This is a genomic window from Streptomyces sp. NPDC090127, from assembly GCF_044746945.1.
Classification (GTDB): domain Bacteria; phylum Actinomycetota; class Actinomycetes; order Streptomycetales; family Streptomycetaceae; genus Streptomyces.
This window is the reverse complement of record NZ_JBIVDE010000015.1, coordinates 1-14474: the sequence shown is the minus strand read 5'-3', so window position 1 is coordinate 14474 and position 14474 is coordinate 1. Positions and strand designations below refer to the sequence as shown.

Genomic DNA, 14474 nt, shown 5'->3' with positions numbered 1-14474 from the left:
GGGTGGCCCCCTAGTTGTGGGGGGTCGGGCCGCCCGCCCCCGGGTGGGCGCCGGGGCTGGTGACCGCCCCCGCCCTGGCCGGGGGGGGGGGGGGGCCCCCGGGGGGGGGGGGGGGGCCCCCCCCCGCCGCCGTACGACCGTGGGGCCTCTCCACGGGGTCACCACAGGACGGGCGCGCCGCGTCCATTCCCTGATGGTCAGGACATGCCAAGCTCTGGGGCTCAACCACCCGCCGTGGCCCGCCTGTCGGGCCCACGTCCGGGTCCGTCGTCGCCGGAACGCGCACGACGCCGGACCCCCGAGCGAGAGGACACCCCCCACACCATGTCCGCTCCCCACGCGAAGCGCGCCTGGCGGCGCCCCGTCCTGGGCGTCGCGGTGACCGCCGCCGTCGCCGTCTCCACCATGGCCTACGCCTCCGCCGGCCAGGCCCCTCCGGCCAGGGACGGCGCGCCTGCTCCGGCGGCCGGGCCCCTGGACGACACGTACTACGACGGCGCGGTCGGCAAGACCGGCGCCGAGCTGAAGAGCGCCCTGCACGACATCATCGACGAGCAGACCGCGCTCTCGTACGACGAGGTCTGGGAGGCGCTGAAGATCACCGACGAGGACCCGGGGAACCCGGACAACGTCGTGCTGCTCTACTCCGGTCGCTCCCAGGCCAAGGGCACCAACGGCGGCGAAGCGAACGACTGGAATCGGGAACACGTCTGGGCCAAGTCGCACGGCGACTTCGGCACCGCGACCGGCCCCGGCACCGACATCCACCACCTGCGCCCCGAGGACGTCTCCGTCAACGCGACCCGGGGAAACCTCGACTTCGACGAGGGGGGCTCCCCGGTCGACGAGGCGCCGGGCAGCCTCGTCGACGGCGACTCCTTCGAGCCGCGGGACGAGGTCAAGGGCGATGTGGCCCGGATGATCCTCTACATGGCGGTCCGGTACGAGGGCAGCGACGGCTTCCCCGACCTGGAACCCAACGACCAGGTCGACAACGGGTCGGCACCGGCGATGGGCCGCCTCGCGGTCCTCAAGCAGTGGAACACCGAGGACCCGCCGAACGCCTTCGAGACCGCCCGCAACGACAAGATCTTCGGCATCCAGAAGAACCGGAACCCCTTCGTCGACCACCCCGAATGGGTCGCCGAGATCTGGAAGTGACGCTTCCGTCTCCGAGCGCCATCGGCGAGTGCCGCTTCCCTCCGGAAGTGCCGCTTCCCTCCGGAAGTGCCGCGTCCCTCCGGGAGGGCCGCCCCCTCCGGGAGTGGCGCTCCCGCTCCGACGCGACGGGCCGCCGAGACGGCGGGCGCCCGGCGCGTCGGCCCCGGGGCCCGGGGCCCGGCTCGGCGAGGGTCAGGCCCCGCGGAGGAAGCCGTCGCCGTGGGCGGCGGCGTGTGCCTCGATGGCGGCCAGGGCCTGCTGGGTGGCCTCGGGGGAGCCGGTGCCCCTGTGCTGGGCGTAGTACGCCGCCCCGAGCTGCTTCAGCAGGTCCGCGCCGGCCCGTTGCGCCTGCACCTCGTCGACCTTGCTCTTGCCCTGCGCCAGGGCGCTCTGGGCTTGCTCCTTCGCCCGGTCCAAGAAACCTGCCACCGGTGGCCTCCTCGCCATCGAACCCGTGCCGGACCCACTCCCGCACGTCCCTCGCAACGTAGACCGTTGTTTTCCCCTCGTCCGGCAGGACATGCCACGGAGGGACCGCCATCACCCTGGACCGGGCCGCCTCGGCAACCACGTACGCGGGCGGTTCACGGCCCCGGGCCGTGTCAGGCCCGGTCACGCGGTGGGCGCGGTCCAGGCGGCGTCGGCGGACGACAGTCGGTACGCGACCGCGCAGATCACGACGAGCAGCAGCAGCGCCAGGCCCAGCGTGAGCGCGAGCGACGCGTACAGGACCAGGGCGGCGCCGACCAGAGCCCCGAGGAACATGGCCAGGACGGAGAGGACCCGGCGGCCGGAACGGCGGGGCACGCCGCCCGCCGGGGCGGGTTCGGCGGCGAGGCCCGTCAGGGTCTGGGTCACCACCGTGGTGGTCAGATCCGGGATCCCCAGCCGCCGGGCGGTCGCGCTCTGCAGCCCCATCGCGAGGGCCAGGAGGACGACGAGGGTGTACCGCGCTCCGCCGCCCGGCGAGTCGTGCGCGACCGTGGCCGTCACGACGGCGGCGACGACGAGGAGCGCTTCCAGCGCGGTGGCGACGGCGAGCAGCCGGCCGCGATGGGCGACGGATCCGCCGCCGATCCGGCCGCCCGCCGCCGCGCCCGTGAGGAACGCCGCGAACGCGACGACGGACGCCGACGCGGACAGCTGCTCGGCCCCCGCGAGGGCGAAGCCGAGGAGCAGGACGTTGCCCGTCATGTTGCCGACGAAGACCTGTCCGAGCGCCAGGAAGCTCGCCGCGTCGACGATGCCGGTCACCACCGTGGCCAGCAGCAGGAGCGGCAGGAGCGGGCCGTGCCGGTCCCCCTTCGGCGGAACCAGCGTCCCGGCCACGGCGGCCAGCAGCTTGCGCATACGGAGACGTTCCTTCCGGTGCGACGGGACGCCCACGGGGGGACAGCCCCGACGCCGGCCCAGCACGTTCGCTCGCCTCAGCGTGTCAGCCCGCCCCCGCGGACGCCCGCCCGGTCACCCGCCCCGGTGAACGGCACCGGCTCCACGGCTCGGCGGGTCCGGTCGAGGGGCCGGCCCGAGGGCGCGGCCAGGACGCCCCGGTCGGCGATGCGCTCTCCCCGCAGCCGGGTGGAGGTCACCACGCCGTGCAGCGTCCTGCCCGCGTACGCCGTGACCCGGTTACGGTGCTCCAGCTCGGCCGGGTCGACGGTGCACGTCGCCTCCGGGTCGAGCACGGCGGGCGGTCAACGGCGGTGCCACTCCTCCGCGAGGAGGCGGTACGAGCGCACCCGGTCGGCGTGGTCGTGCGTGATCGTGGTGACGAGGAGTTCGTCGGCGCCGGTGGCCTCCTGGAGCTGTTCCAGCCTGTCGGCGACGCGGGCGGCGGAGCCGACGAACTGGGTGTCCACGCGGTCGGCGACGAGCGTCAGGTCGGCCTCGGTCCAGTGGTGGTCGAGCGCCTCGTCCGGGGTCGGGAAGGGGATGGCGCCCTCGCCGGTCCGGATGCTGCGGACCCAGAGGCCGTAGCCGGTGGCCAGTTCGCGCGCGGTCTCGTCGTCCTCGGCCACGACGACGTCGGCGGAGACGCTGACGTACGGCCTGTCGAGGTCGTCGGACGGTTTGAACGCGGCCCGGTAGGCGTCCGCGGCCTCCAGTACGGTCGCCGGACTGACGTGGTAATTGGTGGCGAACCGGAGGCCGTTGCGGCCCGCGACCTCGGCGCTCCGCCCGCCGCTGCTGCCGAGGATCCAGACCTCGACCTCGGCCCCCTCACCGGGCACCGCGTGCGCCTCGACCCCCTCGGCCGAGCGGTAGTCGCCGCGCAGGAGCGCCAGGATGTCGTCCACCTGCTCGCCGTACTCCTGCGGGCGGGCCCCCGGCAGGTGGAGGAGCTGGTGCTGGAGGCGGAAGCGCGGTGTGTCGACGAGGTGCGCGAAGGAGAACGGCGCCGGGATCGGCAGCCCGTTGGGAGCGCGCCCGGCACCGGGCGGAGGCCCGCCCGCAGGTACGGTCGCGGGTCCGGCCTCGGGTACGGTCGCGGGTCCGGCCGCCGGCCCCGTTCCCGGTCCGGTCGCCGGCTCCGTTCCCGGTCCGGTCGCCGGCTCCGAGGGGCGGCCGCCGGAACGGCCGAGGCCCAGGTCGATCCTCCCGGGGTGCAGGGCGTCGATCAGCCCGAACTCCTCGACGGTGGACAGGGCCGTGCGGTGGCCCAGTTGCACGGCTCCGGAACCGATCCTGATCGTGCTGGTCGCGGAAGCGGTCAGGGCCAGCACCACGGCGGGCGAGGCCCCGGCCACGCCCGGGTTGAGGTGGTGCTCGGCGAACCAGTAACGGGCGTACCCGAAGCGCTCGGTCTGGCGGGCGAGGTCGATCGTGTGACGGAGCGCCTCGGCGGCCGTCGAGCCGGACGAGATCGGGACGAGGTCGAGGACCCCGAGCGGGATGGCGGACATGAAGGGGTGCTCCTCAGGGGTGGGCGGGAGTGGCTGCGGGGGCGGGTGACCCGTCCCGGGGGCCGGGTGCGGGCCCGAGGACCGGCGCCCACGCGAACGGCGGATCGGGGATCTCCCGTCGCAGCACGGGGGCGACGCCGGACTGGAAGAGTTCGAGCGAGGCACGATGCTGAGTTTCCGTCAGACCGCCTGCGTCGGCCTGGAGATGGAGCACGGTGTGCCCGAACCGCTCGTGGTAGCGGTGGACCTTGTCGATCACCTGCTGGGGGCTGCCGATGAGCGCCGAGCTCCGCTCGACGAAGTCCTCCAGCGTCCGGAAGACCGGCTCGACGCCCATCTCCTTCTGGAGGGCGAGGTTCGCCTCGAACACCGGCCGGTACGCGGCGACGGCCTCCTGGGAGGTGCGGGCCGTGTGGAAGCCGGCCGTGCCCGCGCCGACGACCGCGCGGGCCGGGTCGTGGCCGTAGTGCTCCCAGCGCTCGCGGTAGTGGCGGACGAGCGCGGCGTACGGCTCGATCGGGTGGGTGACGTTGGCGGAGAAGAGCGGATCCCCGTAGCGCGCGGCGAGATCGACGGACTCCTCGCTGGTCGCGCTGCCGTGCCAGACGCGGACGGGGTGCTGGAGCGGCCTCGGCCACACCTCGGCGCCGGTGAGGTGCGGCCGGAAGCGCGGGGTGGCGGTGACCCGGTCCTCGCGCCAGATCCGGCGGAAGAGCGCGTAGCTCTCGGCGTTGCGCTCCCACTGGTCCTCGGGGGTCACCTGGAACAGCTCGCGCTGGGCGGTGCCGTTGCCCTTCCCGATGATCAGGTCGAGACGGCCCGCCGAGAGGTGGTCCAGGGTCGCGTAGTCCTCGTACGCGCGCACCGGGTCGAGCAGGCTGAGGGTGGTGACGGCGGTGAACAGCCGGATGCGGGAGGTGAGCGCGGCGATGTGGCTGAGGACGACCGGTGGCGAGGAGGAGAGGAAGGGCCGCTCGTGGCGCTCGCCGACACCGAAACCGTCGAACCCGAGCTCCTCCGCCAGCAGGGCGTTCTCGATCACCTCCCGGAAGCGCGCGCCGGTGGGCTTCTTGACGCCCGTCACGGGGTCCGGGGCGTGCACGATCAGGGTGATGGCCAGGAACTTCACGGTAAGCCTTCGCGATCGACGGTACGGGGACGGCGGGGGCCGGGGCCGCGCGGGCGGCGGCCCCGGGGGGCTCAGCCGGCGGCCGCCAGCAGCGCCGTACGGCCGCCGAGCGCCGCCGAGAACTGGTCGACGACCTGGGCGAGGGCCCGGTCCGTGCCCGGCGCGACGGTCAGGGTGCCGTCGCCGCCCACCGCGATGTCCTTGTCGAGCGTGAACCACCCCTGGACGATGTGCGCGGCGCCCATGGAGCTGAGCACCGGGCGGAGCGCGTAGTCGATGGCCAGGACGTGCGCGGTGGACCCTCCGGTCGCCAGCGGCAGGACCGTCTTGCCGGCGAGCGCGTACTGCGGGAGCAGGTCGAGCAGGGACTTCAGCAGCCCGGAGTAGGCCGCCTTGTAGACGGGCGTGCCGATGACGACGCCGTCGGCGCGCTCGAAGAGCGTGGTCGCCGCGACGATCGCGGGATGGCCGAAGTCGGCGCCGAGCAGCGCCTCGGCCGGCAGGGTACGGACGTCCAGCGGGACGACCTCGTGGCCCTGGACCGTCAGGCGCGCGTCCAGGTGGCGCAGGAGACGGGCGGTGCGGGAGGTGGCGGAGGGGCTTCCGGAGACGGACAGAACGGTGGCCATGGCGGACCCTTCGGGAGGAGCGTGGGCGGGAGAGCAGCTACTTGTTCGTCCTGGGCAGACCGGGCGGGTTGATCTCGGAGCGCCGCACGGCCTCGTCGGTGAGCCCCCAGCGCTTCAGCACCTCGGCGTAACTGCCGTTGTCGATGATCTGGTTGAGCGCGTCCGCGAGCGGCTCGACCAGGCCGCTGTCCTTCTTCGTGGTGGCGGCGATGAGGCCCTGGAGCGTGGCGCCCGCACCGGAGTACGTGCCGACGACCTCCGTCTTCCCGGCGCTCGCCACGTGGTAGGCGGCCGTCGGGTTGGGGCCGAGGAAGAGGTCGATACGGCCGGACTGGAGGGCGAGGTAGGTGTCACTGGCGTTCTGGTAGTACGCGATGTCGACCGGCTCGCGGCCGGCCTTCTCGTTCTCCTTGCTCCACTCCACGAGCAGCTTCTCCTGGTTGGTGCCGCTGCTCACGGCCACCTTCCGGCCCGCCACGTCCGCGGGGCCCGCGATCTTCAGGCCGCTGCCCTTCTTCGCCTCGAAGCCGAGGTTGTCCTCGCGGTAGGTGGCGAAGTCGTACTTCTCCTTGCGCTCCTCGGTGACGGTGATGTTGCTGAAGCCGACGTCGTACTTGCCGCTGTCGAGGCCGACGAAGATGTTCTCCCACGACACCGTGTTGATCTTCGGCTCGAGACCGAGGACGTCGGCGACCAGGTGGGCGAGGTCGGTCTCGACGCCGATGACGGTCTTGTTGTCGGTGGCGTAGAAGGTGAGCGGCGCCGCCGAGCCCGACGAGTCCACGACCTCCAGGGTGCCTCTCTTGCGGACTTCCTCCGGGACCTTGGCGGCTATGGAGTCGACCTTGGCGGTGGTCACGCGGTTCTGGTCCGGGCTCAGGTTGATCGTGGTCGTCCCGCCGGACGCGGCGGCGACCTCCGTCGTGCCGCCGTCGGACGGGTTGCCGCAGGCGACGAGGGCGAGGGTGAGGGCAAGTCCCAGGGCGGCGGCAGAGGTGTGGCGGGTGAGCGAGGCGGTGGACATGGATGCGCTCCTTGCGGGTGGGGGCGAACGGGGGTCGGGTCAGAGGACCTTGGAGAGGAAGGCGCGGGTGCGTTCGTGGCGCGGTGCGTCGAGGACGGCCGAGGGCGCGCCCTGCTCCACGACCACGCCGCCGTCCATGAAGACCACGGTGTCGGCGACCTCGCGGGCGAAGCCGATCTCATGGGTGACGACGATCATGGTGGTGCCGCTGCGGGCCAGGTCCTTGATGACGTCGAGGACTTCGCCGACCAGCTCGGGGTCGAGCGCCGAGGTGGGCTCGTCGAAGAGCAGCACCTTCGGTTCGAGGGCGAGGGCCCGTGCGATGGCCACCCGCTGCTGCTGACCGCCGGAGAGCTGGCGCGGGTAGGCGTCGGCCTTGTCGGCGAGGCCGACCCGCTCCAGCAGACGGCGGGCGGTCCCCTCGGCCTCCTTGCGGGGGCGGCGCAGCGCGGAGACCGGGGCCTCGACGAGGTTGCCGAGCACGGTCAGGTGCGGGAAGAGGTTGAAGTTCTGGAAGACGAACCCGATGTGGGTGCGCTGCCGCAGGACGTCCTTCTCGCGCAACTCGTAGAGCTTCCCGCCGGAGCGGCGGTAGCCGATGAGTTCGCCGTCGATGGCGATCCAGCCGCGGTTGACCTTCTCCAGGTGGTTGACGGTCCGCAGGAGCGTGGACTTCCCGGAGCCGGACGGGCCGAGGATCACGGTGACCTCGCCGGCGCGCACCTGGAGGTCGACGCCGCGCAGCACCTCCAGCGGGCCGAAGCTCTTGTGGACGCCGCGGACGTCCACCATCACCTCGCTCATCGGTTGCCTCCCAGAGGCTTCGGGGGGATGACGGGACGGTCGCGCCGGGCCGCCGCCGTCCGCAGGTCGCGGAGGGTGCGGCGGGCCCGTTGGAGCGGGGTCGGCGGCGGCGTGCGGCGGCCGCCGCGGGCGAAGTGGCGCTCCACGTAGTACTGGCCGACCGACAGGACGGAGGTGAGGACCACGTACCAGACGGTGGCGACGAGCAGCAGCGGGATCACCCGCCCGTTGCGGCCGTAGATGACCTGCACCTGGTAGAAGAGCTCGCCGATCGCCATCACGTAGACCACCGAGGTGCCCTTGAGCAGCCCGACGATCTCGTTGCCAGCGGTGGGCAGGATGGCGCGCATGGCCTGGGGCAGCACGATCCGGCGGATCTGCCGCAGCCGGGGGATGCCGAGCGCGGCCGCGGCCTCCAGCTGGCCGTGGTCGACGGCGATCACACCGCCGCGGACGATCTCGGCGGCGTACGCGGCCTGATGCAGCGTCAGTCCGATGATGGCGGCCCCGATGGTGCCGATGAGGCTGTTGCTGTCGACGGACCAGAAGACGGGGCCGAACGGGATGCCGACGCCCAGCCGCTCGTACAGGGCGCTCAGGTTGAACCAGAACACCAGCTGGACGATCATCGGGATGGACCGGAAGATCCAGATGTACGTCCAGGCCACGGTCTGCAGCACCGGGCTGTGCGACAGCCGCATGAAGGCGAGCACGGTGCCGAGGAGGAAGCCGAGGACGGTGGCGTACGCGGTGAGCTGGAGGGTGACCCAGACGGCCTCGACGATGGTCTCGGAGAGGACGTAGTCGCGGAAGACGCCCCATTCCCAGACCGGGTTGGTGGCGAGTCCGTGGGCGAACTGGGCGACGAGGACGGCCACCGCGACGGCGGCCGCCCAGCGGGCGTAGTGGCGGACGGGGACGACCGTGAGCAGGGCCGGGTCGGAGGGCGGGGGGCTCTGGGCGACGGGCGGCGCCTGGGGGCCGGCGACGGCGGCCGGCGCGGGGACGGCGGGGACGGCGGAGACGGAGTCGGTGGTGGGTCCCATCGGGGCGATCCTGCTCAACTCGTGCGGTGCTCGGGCGGGTTGATCCGCGAGCTGTCGATCGCGGACTCGGTGGTGCCCCACTTCTTCAGGATCCGGGCGTACGTCCCGTCCTTGATCAGCTCGTTGACGGCGGCCTGGAAGGCCGGGGTGAGCGGGGAGCCCTTCTTGAAGGCGAAGCCGACGTCGAGGCGGTGGAACTCACCGAGGAAGGTGGTCTGCGCGGCGGGCTGGGCGGCCTGGTGGCGCAGCCCGTTGATGGTCGACATCACGACGTCGATACGGCCCTGCTGCAGCGCGGTGAGCGTGGCCCCGTTCTCCGCGTACACCTTCACGTCGTACGGCTCGCGGCCCGCGTCCGCGCAGACCCCCTTGCGCGCGGTGAGGGTCGCCTCGAAGGTGGTGCCCGCCCCGGTGCCGATGGTCAGGCCGCAGAGCTGGGTGAGGTCGGTGACCTTCGCGCCCAGCGCGGTGTTGCCGGTCTTCACGGCGAAGCCCTGGCCGTCGTTGATGTAGGTGACGAAGTCGATGGTCTTCAGGCGCTCGGTGGTGACGCCGAAGTTGCCGGTGCCGACGTCGTACTTGCCGCTGCCGAGGGCCGGCAGGATCGTCTCGAAGGAGGCGTCCTGCCGCTCCAGCTTCAGTCCGAGGACCTTGGCGACGGCGTCGGCGAGATCGATGTCCTGGCCGGCGGGGGGCTTGTCGGCGCCGTTCGGGTAGTACGCCCCGGGCGGCGTGCCGACGGAGCTGCCGACCCGGAGGGTGCCCGAGGCCCGGACGTCCTCGGGGAGCAGGGCGGCGACCGGGGCCACCGTGCGGACGGCGGCGACGGGGTCGTCGGCCGGCGGGGCGGACGCCGGCGCGGCGGCCCCCTGGGCGCCGGCCGGGGTGGCGGCCGTGGAGCCGGCACCGCAGGCGGTCAGAGCCAGCACCGGGAGCAGCGCGAGGGGGGCGGCGATGCGCAGCCGCGGGCGGCGTGCGCGTATCGCGGGGAGGTTCACTGGTCGGCGGCCTTTCCGGTGAGGTGCGTGGGGCGGGACTGGTGCTGGGGCGGGTGGGGCTCGTTCTGGGGCGGGTGGGGGTGGTCCTCGGGCGGGTGGAGCTCGTTCTCGGGCGGGTGGGGCTCGTTCTGGGGCAGGTGCTTCTCGAAGGGCAGGAGGCCGAGGGTCTCCGGGGCGGCCTCGGTGTCGAACAGCGGCGTGTAGCCGGTGACCAGGTAGAGGCCGCGCGCCTCCGGCTGGCGGGGGCCGGTGGTCAGGTAGATCCGCCGGTAGCCACGGACGCCCGCCTCGCGCTCCAGTTCGGCGACGACGCGGCGGGCCAGGCCGCGCCGCCGGTGGGCGGAGTGCGTCCAGATCCGCTTCAGCTCGGCGGTGTCCGGGTCGTACCGGCGGAAGGCGCCGCCCGCGACGGGCACGCCGTCCTCCAGGAGCAGGATCAGGGCGCCGCCGTACGGCTCGGTGAACTCCTCGTCCGGGTAGCGGGCGAGCTCGGTGTGGGCGTCCTTGCCGTACCGCGCGCTGTACTCGTCACCCAGCTCGCGGAGCAGCGGCTCCACGCGCGAGTCGGAGAGCGGGACCTGAATGAGCGTCAGCTCGACGGCGGACGACGGTGGGCGAGTGGCGGCGGAGGTCATGCCCGGACCGTCGCGAGCGGCTGGTCGGCGCGACGGACGTGCTCCGCGGACCGCTGCGCGTCGCGCTTGGCGACCTCCTCGCGGACGATCGGGATCACGAACCGGCCGAAGTCGATCGCGTCGCCCAGCAGGTCGTAGCCACGGGCGGAGAGGATGTCGACGCCGAGGTCGTAGTAGTCGAGCAGCGCCTGGGCGACCGTCTCCGGCGTACCGACGAGGGCGTTGGAGTTGCCCGCGCCCCCGGTCGCGGCGGCCGTCGGGGTCCACAGCGCGCGGTCGTAGCGCTCCCCCGCCTCGGCGATGGCGATCAGCCGCTGCGAGCCGGTGTTCTGCGGCGCGTCGCTCCGGTGGTGCCGGACGAGACCCTGCTCGCGTCGGGCCCGGATGGCGCCGACCGTGCGGTGCGCCTTCTCCCAGGCCAGTTCCTCGGTCGGGGCGATGATCGGGCGGAACGCCACCTGGATCCGCGGGACGTCGCTGCGGCCCGCCGCCTTCGCCGCCGCCTTGACCGCCTCGATCTGCGCGGCCGTCTCGGCCAGCGGCTCGCCCCAGAGGCAGTAGATGTCGGCCTCGGCGCCGCCCGCCGCGTACGCGGCCGGTGAGGAGCCGCCGAACGACACACCGGGCCGGGGCTGCTGGACGGGGAAGACGTCGCTGACGAAGTCGTGGAACCGGTAGTGCTCGCCCACGTGGTCGAAGGGCTCGTGGGTGGTCCAGATCTTCTTGACGATCCGGATGTACTCACGGGTGCGTGCGTAGCGCTCGTCCTTGGTGAGGGTGTCGCCCTCCCGCCCCTGCTCGTGGTCGCTGCCGCCGGTGATGAAGTGGACGGTCAGCCGTCCCCCGCTGATCTGGTCGAGGGTGGCGAAGGTCTTCGCGGCGAACGTCGGGTACGAGACGTTGGGCCGGTGTGCGAGCAGGATCTGCAGCCGGTCCAGTCTGCTCGCGATGTACGCGGCGGCCGGCGCGGGGTCCGGCGACCCGGAACCGTAGGCGAACAGGACCCGGTCCCAGTCGTGGTCCTCGTGCGCCCGGGCGAGCCGGAGCGTGTACTCCTTGTCGAAGGCGGCGCCGGAGCGCGGGGTGGTCTCGGAGCCGTCATGGGTGGCGGCGATGCCGAGGAACTCCACTGGCATGGGAAAGGGCCTTTCCTCGAAGGGGGTGGGCAGCACGGAGACACGCCGGAGCGGCGCGCGTCGGCGCGCGTCGGCGCGCAGGAGCCGGAGCGCGAACGGCGAAGGGCGAACGGCGAAGGGCGGAGGGCGAAGGGCGAAGGCGAGTGGGTGTGATGACGCCGGGGCACGAGCCCCGGCCCGAGGTGGTTCGGTGGCAGCGGCGGCGGCGCGCGTCACGTCACGCGGAACCGACCGTACGGGGACGGCCGCGCCGGAGGGTGCGGCAGGCGTGCGTACGACGGTGCCACGAAGAGGTGGGGTCGGCCCGCGACGGGGTTACCGAGGGAGGGAAAGGGCCGGTCGGACGGCCCGCTGCCGCGTCAGGCGCAACACGAGGCGGACCACACACGACCGAAGTCGATGTGGTCTCGGGTGACCAGGCGCTGATCGGCATCCATGCGACCCATTGAGCAGTACGGCGCGCCGCTCGTCAACCATCGCCCTCGTGTACGGCCGTAGTTGGGCGAATCGTTCGCGTGGCTGACACAAACGCGTCATGGAGGCCACCTACGCTCGGACCCGGAGCGGCCCCGCCTCGCGCGGCGTCCGCCCCGGCCGCGTTGAGGGACGCGGCGCGCGTGATGACGTCGTGCCCGAGGTCCACCCGCCCACGCCTCCCTCCCTGGAGACCTCACGATGGCCTCGCCCACCGGCACCACCGACTCCCCCGCCGCGCCCGCCGGAAGCAGAGGGGCGAGCGCTCCGGGCGCTCCCGCCCCTGCGTCCGCCCCCGAGTCCGCCCCCGAGTCCGACCTGCCCCGCGTCGTGCCGCGCCGGCGCGTCGGCCGCCGGCTGACCGCCGCCGCCGCGCTCCTGGTCTTCGCGATGGTGGTCCACTCCGTCGTCCGCAACCGCGCCTTCCAGTGGGACGTGGTCGGCCGGTACTTCACGACGGCCGCCGTGCTCGACGGTCTGCTGCTCACCCTGTGGCTGACCGCCGCCGTCATGGCGCTCGGTTTCCTCCTCGGCACCCCGCTGGCCGTGCTCCGCCTGTCCTCCAACCCGGTGCTGAGCACCTTGAGTTGGGGCTTCGTGTGGATCTTCCGGTCCACCCCGCTCCTGGTGCAGCTGCTGTTCTGGTTCAACATCGGCGCCCTGTACCCGACGCTCGGCCTGGGCATCCCCTTCGGGCCCGAGTTCCTCACCGTCAAGACCGTGAACCTGCTCGGCCCCACGCTGACCGCCGTCATCGGGCTGACCCTGCACGAGGCCGCGTACGCCGCCGAGGTGGTGCGCGGCGGCATCCTGTCGGTGGACGCCGGCCAGACGGAGGCCGCGCAGGCCCTCGGCATCGGCAGACCGCGCACCCTGCGGCGGATCGTCGTCCCGCAGGCGATGCGCTCGATCGTGCCGACCGCCGGGAACATGCTGATCGGCACGTTGAAGGGCACGAGCATCGTCAGCGTGCTCGCGGTGCACGACCTGCTGTACTCGGTCCAGCTGGTCTACAACCAGACGTACCAGGTCATCCCCCTCCTGATGGTCGCCACCGTCTGGTACGTCGCGGTCACGACCGTGCTCAGCGCCGGCCAGTTCTACGTCGAGCGCCACTACGCGCGCGGCGCCGCCCGTGCCCTGCCGCCGACGCCGGTCCAGCGGCTGCGGGCCCGGCTGACCGCCCTCCGGAGCGGATGAGGCCGTACGGGATACTGCACGTATGCGGATCTCAGCCAGGGCGGACTACGCGGTACGTGCCGCACTGCAGCTCGCCGCGTCCAGGGACGACGAGCCGATGAAGACCGAGGCCATCGCCGAGGCCCAGGAGATCCCGCACAAGTTCCTCGAAGGCATCCTGAACGACATGCGGCGCGGCGGTCTCGTCGTCAGCCGGCGGGGTGGCAACGGGGGCTACCGCCTGGCGAGGCCCGCCGAGTCGATCAGCATCGCGGACGTCATACGGGTCGTGGAGGGGCCGCTGGTCTCGGTACGCGGAGTCCGCCCGCCGGACCTGTCGTACACGGGCCCCGCCGAGTCGTTGCTGCCGCTGTGGGTCGCCCTGCGGTCCAATGTGCGCGAGATCCTCGAAGGCGTGTCGCTCGCCGATGTGGCGGGTGCCGAACTCCCCACTTCCGTAACCGAGTTGGCCAGCGCTCCGGACGCCTGGACCAACCCCTGACCCACCGGCCCCAGCGCCCTTCCCGGCACGGCCACAGGCACCCCTGATCTCGCAGAGCGAGACCGCGCCGTCCGGCATATGAAATGCCTCTTGGGGAGTCCGCCGGCTTCTGCCACGATCCCTATCAACCAGGTAGGAGAACTAGGGATCTGCGGGGGTGGCCGGAGTGCGAAGGCGAATGCTCGATCGCGCCGTGCGCGTGTCGCCCCTGTTGACCTCTCGTCGTCACATCGACCTCGGCCGTCACTCCAGCGCCATCTGTCGGGCCGCCTGACCTCGTCCGCACCAGCTGCGGACATCGCCCGCCGCGGAACCGGCGCGCACCGACGCCCACGCCGTACCCCGTGGGCCGTCCGCCTCGCTGTCGCACTCGTCGCACCGTCGCACGCGTCGCACCGTCGCACCTGTGCACGCGTCGCACGGGTGCACCCGTCGCACCCGTCGCACCCGTCGTACTCGTCCGTACCTTCCTGCTCCACCCGGCTTCCTGAGAGGACACCTCCGTGTCTGCCGCAAGACCGCTCACCACTCTGCGTACCGTCGCCGTCATCGCGGCGCTCCCGCTTCTGCTCGCCTCGTGCGGCTACGGCTCCGACTCCACGACCGACGAGAAGAAGGTGGCCGCCGAGGGCGCGAAGCTCTCCGCGGACACGGTCCGGCTCGGCTACTTCCCGAACCTGACCCACGCCACCGCTCTGGTGGGCGACCAGGAAGGCATTCTCCAGAAGGAGTTGGGCGGGACCCAGCTGAAGGTCTCCACCTTCAACGCGGGGCCGTCCGAGATCGAGGCGCTGAACGCCGACTCGATCGACATCGGCTTCATCGGCCCCTCCCCCGCGATCAACGGCTACACC

16 protein-coding genes and 1 pseudogene are annotated in these 14474 nt (G+C 72.7%); 5 read left to right on the top strand and 12 right to left on the bottom strand.

Annotation, left to right across the window (positions count from 1 at the left end; translation table 11 throughout):
• Positions 1 to 324 precede the first annotated feature (324 nt).
• Positions 325 to 1161 (top strand): endonuclease I family protein, encoded by an 837-nt coding sequence (locus ACIPPS_RS32470; RefSeq protein ID WP_401439726.1) that lies wholly within the window; start codon positions 325 to 327, stop codon positions 1159 to 1161.
• A 192-nt stretch (positions 1162 to 1353) separates the two neighbouring features.
• Here the strand turns inward: ACIPPS_RS32470 and ACIPPS_RS32465 are convergent, their stop codons facing one another.
• The 12 genes and pseudogenes from ACIPPS_RS32465 to ACIPPS_RS32410 all read right to left on the bottom strand — a co-directional run bounded on the left by ACIPPS_RS32465 (position 1354) and on the right by ACIPPS_RS32410 (position 11465).
• Positions 1354 to 1590, bottom strand: a complete 237-nt coding sequence (locus ACIPPS_RS32465; protein ID WP_401439723.1) for a hypothetical protein — start codon at positions 1588 to 1590, stop codon at positions 1354 to 1356.
• A 183-nt stretch (positions 1591 to 1773) separates the two neighbouring features.
• Positions 1774 to 2511: a DUF1275 family protein gene (locus tag ACIPPS_RS32460; RefSeq protein ID WP_401439720.1), complete on the bottom strand. Its 738-nt coding sequence runs from the start codon at positions 2509 to 2511 to the stop codon at positions 1774 to 1776.
• A 158-nt stretch (positions 2512 to 2669) separates the two neighbouring features.
• Positions 2670 to 2849 (bottom strand): annotated as a pseudogene (locus ACIPPS_RS32455) (allantoinase); the annotation flags it as partial.
• Positions 2850 to 2855: 6 nt separating this feature from the next.
• Positions 2856 to 4064: an LLM class flavin-dependent oxidoreductase gene (locus ACIPPS_RS32450; RefSeq protein ID WP_401439718.1), complete on the bottom strand. Its 1209-nt coding sequence runs from the start codon at positions 4062 to 4064 to the stop codon at positions 2856 to 2858.
• 13 nt (positions 4065 to 4077) lie between these two features.
• Complete coding sequence (locus ACIPPS_RS32445; protein WP_401439716.1) at positions 4078 to 5193, bottom strand: LLM class flavin-dependent oxidoreductase; 1116 nt, start codon at positions 5191 to 5193, stop codon at positions 4078 to 4080.
• Between the two features lie 71 nt (positions 5194 to 5264).
• A complete protein-coding gene (gene ssuE / locus ACIPPS_RS32440) occupies positions 5265 to 5822 on the bottom strand; it encodes an NADPH-dependent FMN reductase (protein WP_401439714.1) in 558 nt (185 codons plus the stop codon).
• Positions 5823 to 5859: 37 nt separating this feature from the next.
• Positions 5860 to 6846, bottom strand: coding sequence for an ABC transporter substrate-binding protein (locus ACIPPS_RS32435; protein WP_401439712.1), 987 nt, complete (start codon positions 6844 to 6846; stop codon positions 5860 to 5862).
• Between the two features lie 39 nt (positions 6847 to 6885).
• Complete coding sequence (locus ACIPPS_RS32430; protein ID WP_401439710.1) at positions 6886 to 7650, bottom strand: amino acid ABC transporter ATP-binding protein; 765 nt, start codon at positions 7648 to 7650, stop codon at positions 6886 to 6888.
• Positions 7647 to 8696, bottom strand: coding sequence for an amino acid ABC transporter permease (locus ACIPPS_RS32425; RefSeq protein ID WP_401439707.1), 1050 nt, complete (start codon positions 8694 to 8696; stop codon positions 7647 to 7649). The genes ACIPPS_RS32430 and ACIPPS_RS32425 overlap by 4 nt, the downstream gene beginning before the upstream one ends.
• 14 nt (positions 8697 to 8710) lie before the next feature.
• Positions 8711 to 9694 (bottom strand): ABC transporter substrate-binding protein, encoded by a 984-nt coding sequence (locus ACIPPS_RS32420; protein ID WP_401439705.1) that lies wholly within the window; start codon positions 9692 to 9694, stop codon positions 8711 to 8713.
• Positions 9691 to 10329 (bottom strand): GNAT family N-acetyltransferase, encoded by a 639-nt coding sequence (locus tag ACIPPS_RS32415; RefSeq protein ID WP_401439702.1) that lies wholly within the window; start codon positions 10327 to 10329, stop codon positions 9691 to 9693. Before ACIPPS_RS32415 ends, ACIPPS_RS32420 begins: the two co-directional genes overlap by 4 nt.
• Positions 10326 to 11465 carry an LLM class flavin-dependent oxidoreductase gene (locus tag ACIPPS_RS32410; protein ID WP_401439699.1) on the bottom strand — a complete coding sequence of 380 codons (1140 nt, stop codon included), beginning with the start codon at positions 11463 to 11465 and terminating at the stop codon, positions 10326 to 10328. The genes ACIPPS_RS32415 and ACIPPS_RS32410 overlap by 4 nt, the downstream gene beginning before the upstream one ends.
• A gap of 675 nt (positions 11466 to 12140) precedes the next feature.
• Between ACIPPS_RS32410 and ACIPPS_RS32405 the strand changes: the two genes are divergently transcribed.
• The 4 genes from ACIPPS_RS32405 to ACIPPS_RS32390 form a co-directional block, all read left to right on the top strand.
• On the top strand, positions 12141 to 13139 hold the full coding sequence (locus ACIPPS_RS32405) for an amino acid ABC transporter permease (RefSeq protein ID WP_401439696.1): 999 nt from the start codon (positions 12141 to 12143) through the stop codon (positions 13137 to 13139).
• Between the two features lie 22 nt (positions 13140 to 13161).
• A complete protein-coding gene (locus tag ACIPPS_RS32400; protein WP_401439694.1) occupies positions 13162 to 13620 on the top strand; it encodes an RrF2 family transcriptional regulator in 459 nt (152 codons plus the stop codon).
• Between the two features lie 178 nt (positions 13621 to 13798).
• Positions 13799 to 13894, top strand: a complete 96-nt coding sequence (locus ACIPPS_RS32395; protein WP_401439691.1) for a putative leader peptide — start codon at positions 13799 to 13801, stop codon at positions 13892 to 13894.
• A 229-nt stretch (positions 13895 to 14123) separates the two neighbouring features.
• The coding region (locus tag ACIPPS_RS32390; protein ID WP_401439689.1) for an ABC transporter substrate-binding protein at positions 14124 to 14474 on the top strand (351 nt) is incomplete at its 3' end.

Bases quoted from the DNA above. Each gene is read 5' to 3' on its own strand.
- ACIPPS_RS32470 (WP_401439726.1), top strand. From the start codon at position 325: ATGTCCGCTCCCCACGCGAAGCGCGCCTGGCGGCGCCCCGTCCTGGGC.
- ACIPPS_RS32435 (WP_401439712.1), bottom strand. From the start codon at position 6,846: ATGTCCACCGCCTCGCTCACCCGCCACACCTCTGCCGCCGCCCTGGGA.
- ssuE (WP_401439714.1), bottom strand. From the start codon at position 5,822: ATGGCCACCGTTCTGTCCGTCTCCGGAAGCCCCTCCGCCACCTCCCGC.
- ACIPPS_RS32395 (WP_401439691.1), top strand. From the start codon at position 13,799: ATGCTCGATCGCGCCGTGCGCGTGTCGCCCCTGTTGACCTCTCGTCGT.
- ACIPPS_RS32400 (WP_401439694.1), top strand. From the start codon at position 13,162: ATGCGGATCTCAGCCAGGGCGGACTACGCGGTACGTGCCGCACTGCAG.
- ACIPPS_RS32405 (WP_401439696.1), top strand. From the start codon at position 12,141: ATGGCCTCGCCCACCGGCACCACCGACTCCCCCGCCGCGCCCGCCGGA.
- ACIPPS_RS32460 (WP_401439720.1), bottom strand. From the start codon at position 2,511: ATGCGCAAGCTGCTGGCCGCCGTGGCCGGGACGCTGGTTCCGCCGAAG.
- ACIPPS_RS32415 (WP_401439702.1), bottom strand. From the start codon at position 10,329: ATGACCTCCGCCGCCACTCGCCCACCGTCGTCCGCCGTCGAGCTGACG.
- ACIPPS_RS32450 (WP_401439718.1), bottom strand. From the start codon at position 4,064: ATGTCCGCCATCCCGCTCGGGGTCCTCGACCTCGTCCCGATCTCGTCC.
- ACIPPS_RS32425 (WP_401439707.1), bottom strand. From the start codon at position 8,696: ATGGGACCCACCACCGACTCCGTCTCCGCCGTCCCCGCCGTCCCCGCG.
- ACIPPS_RS32410 (WP_401439699.1), bottom strand. From the start codon at position 11,465: ATGCCAGTGGAGTTCCTCGGCATCGCCGCCACCCATGACGGCTCCGAG.
- ACIPPS_RS32430 (WP_401439710.1), bottom strand. From the start codon at position 7,650: ATGAGCGAGGTGATGGTGGACGTCCGCGGCGTCCACAAGAGCTTCGGC.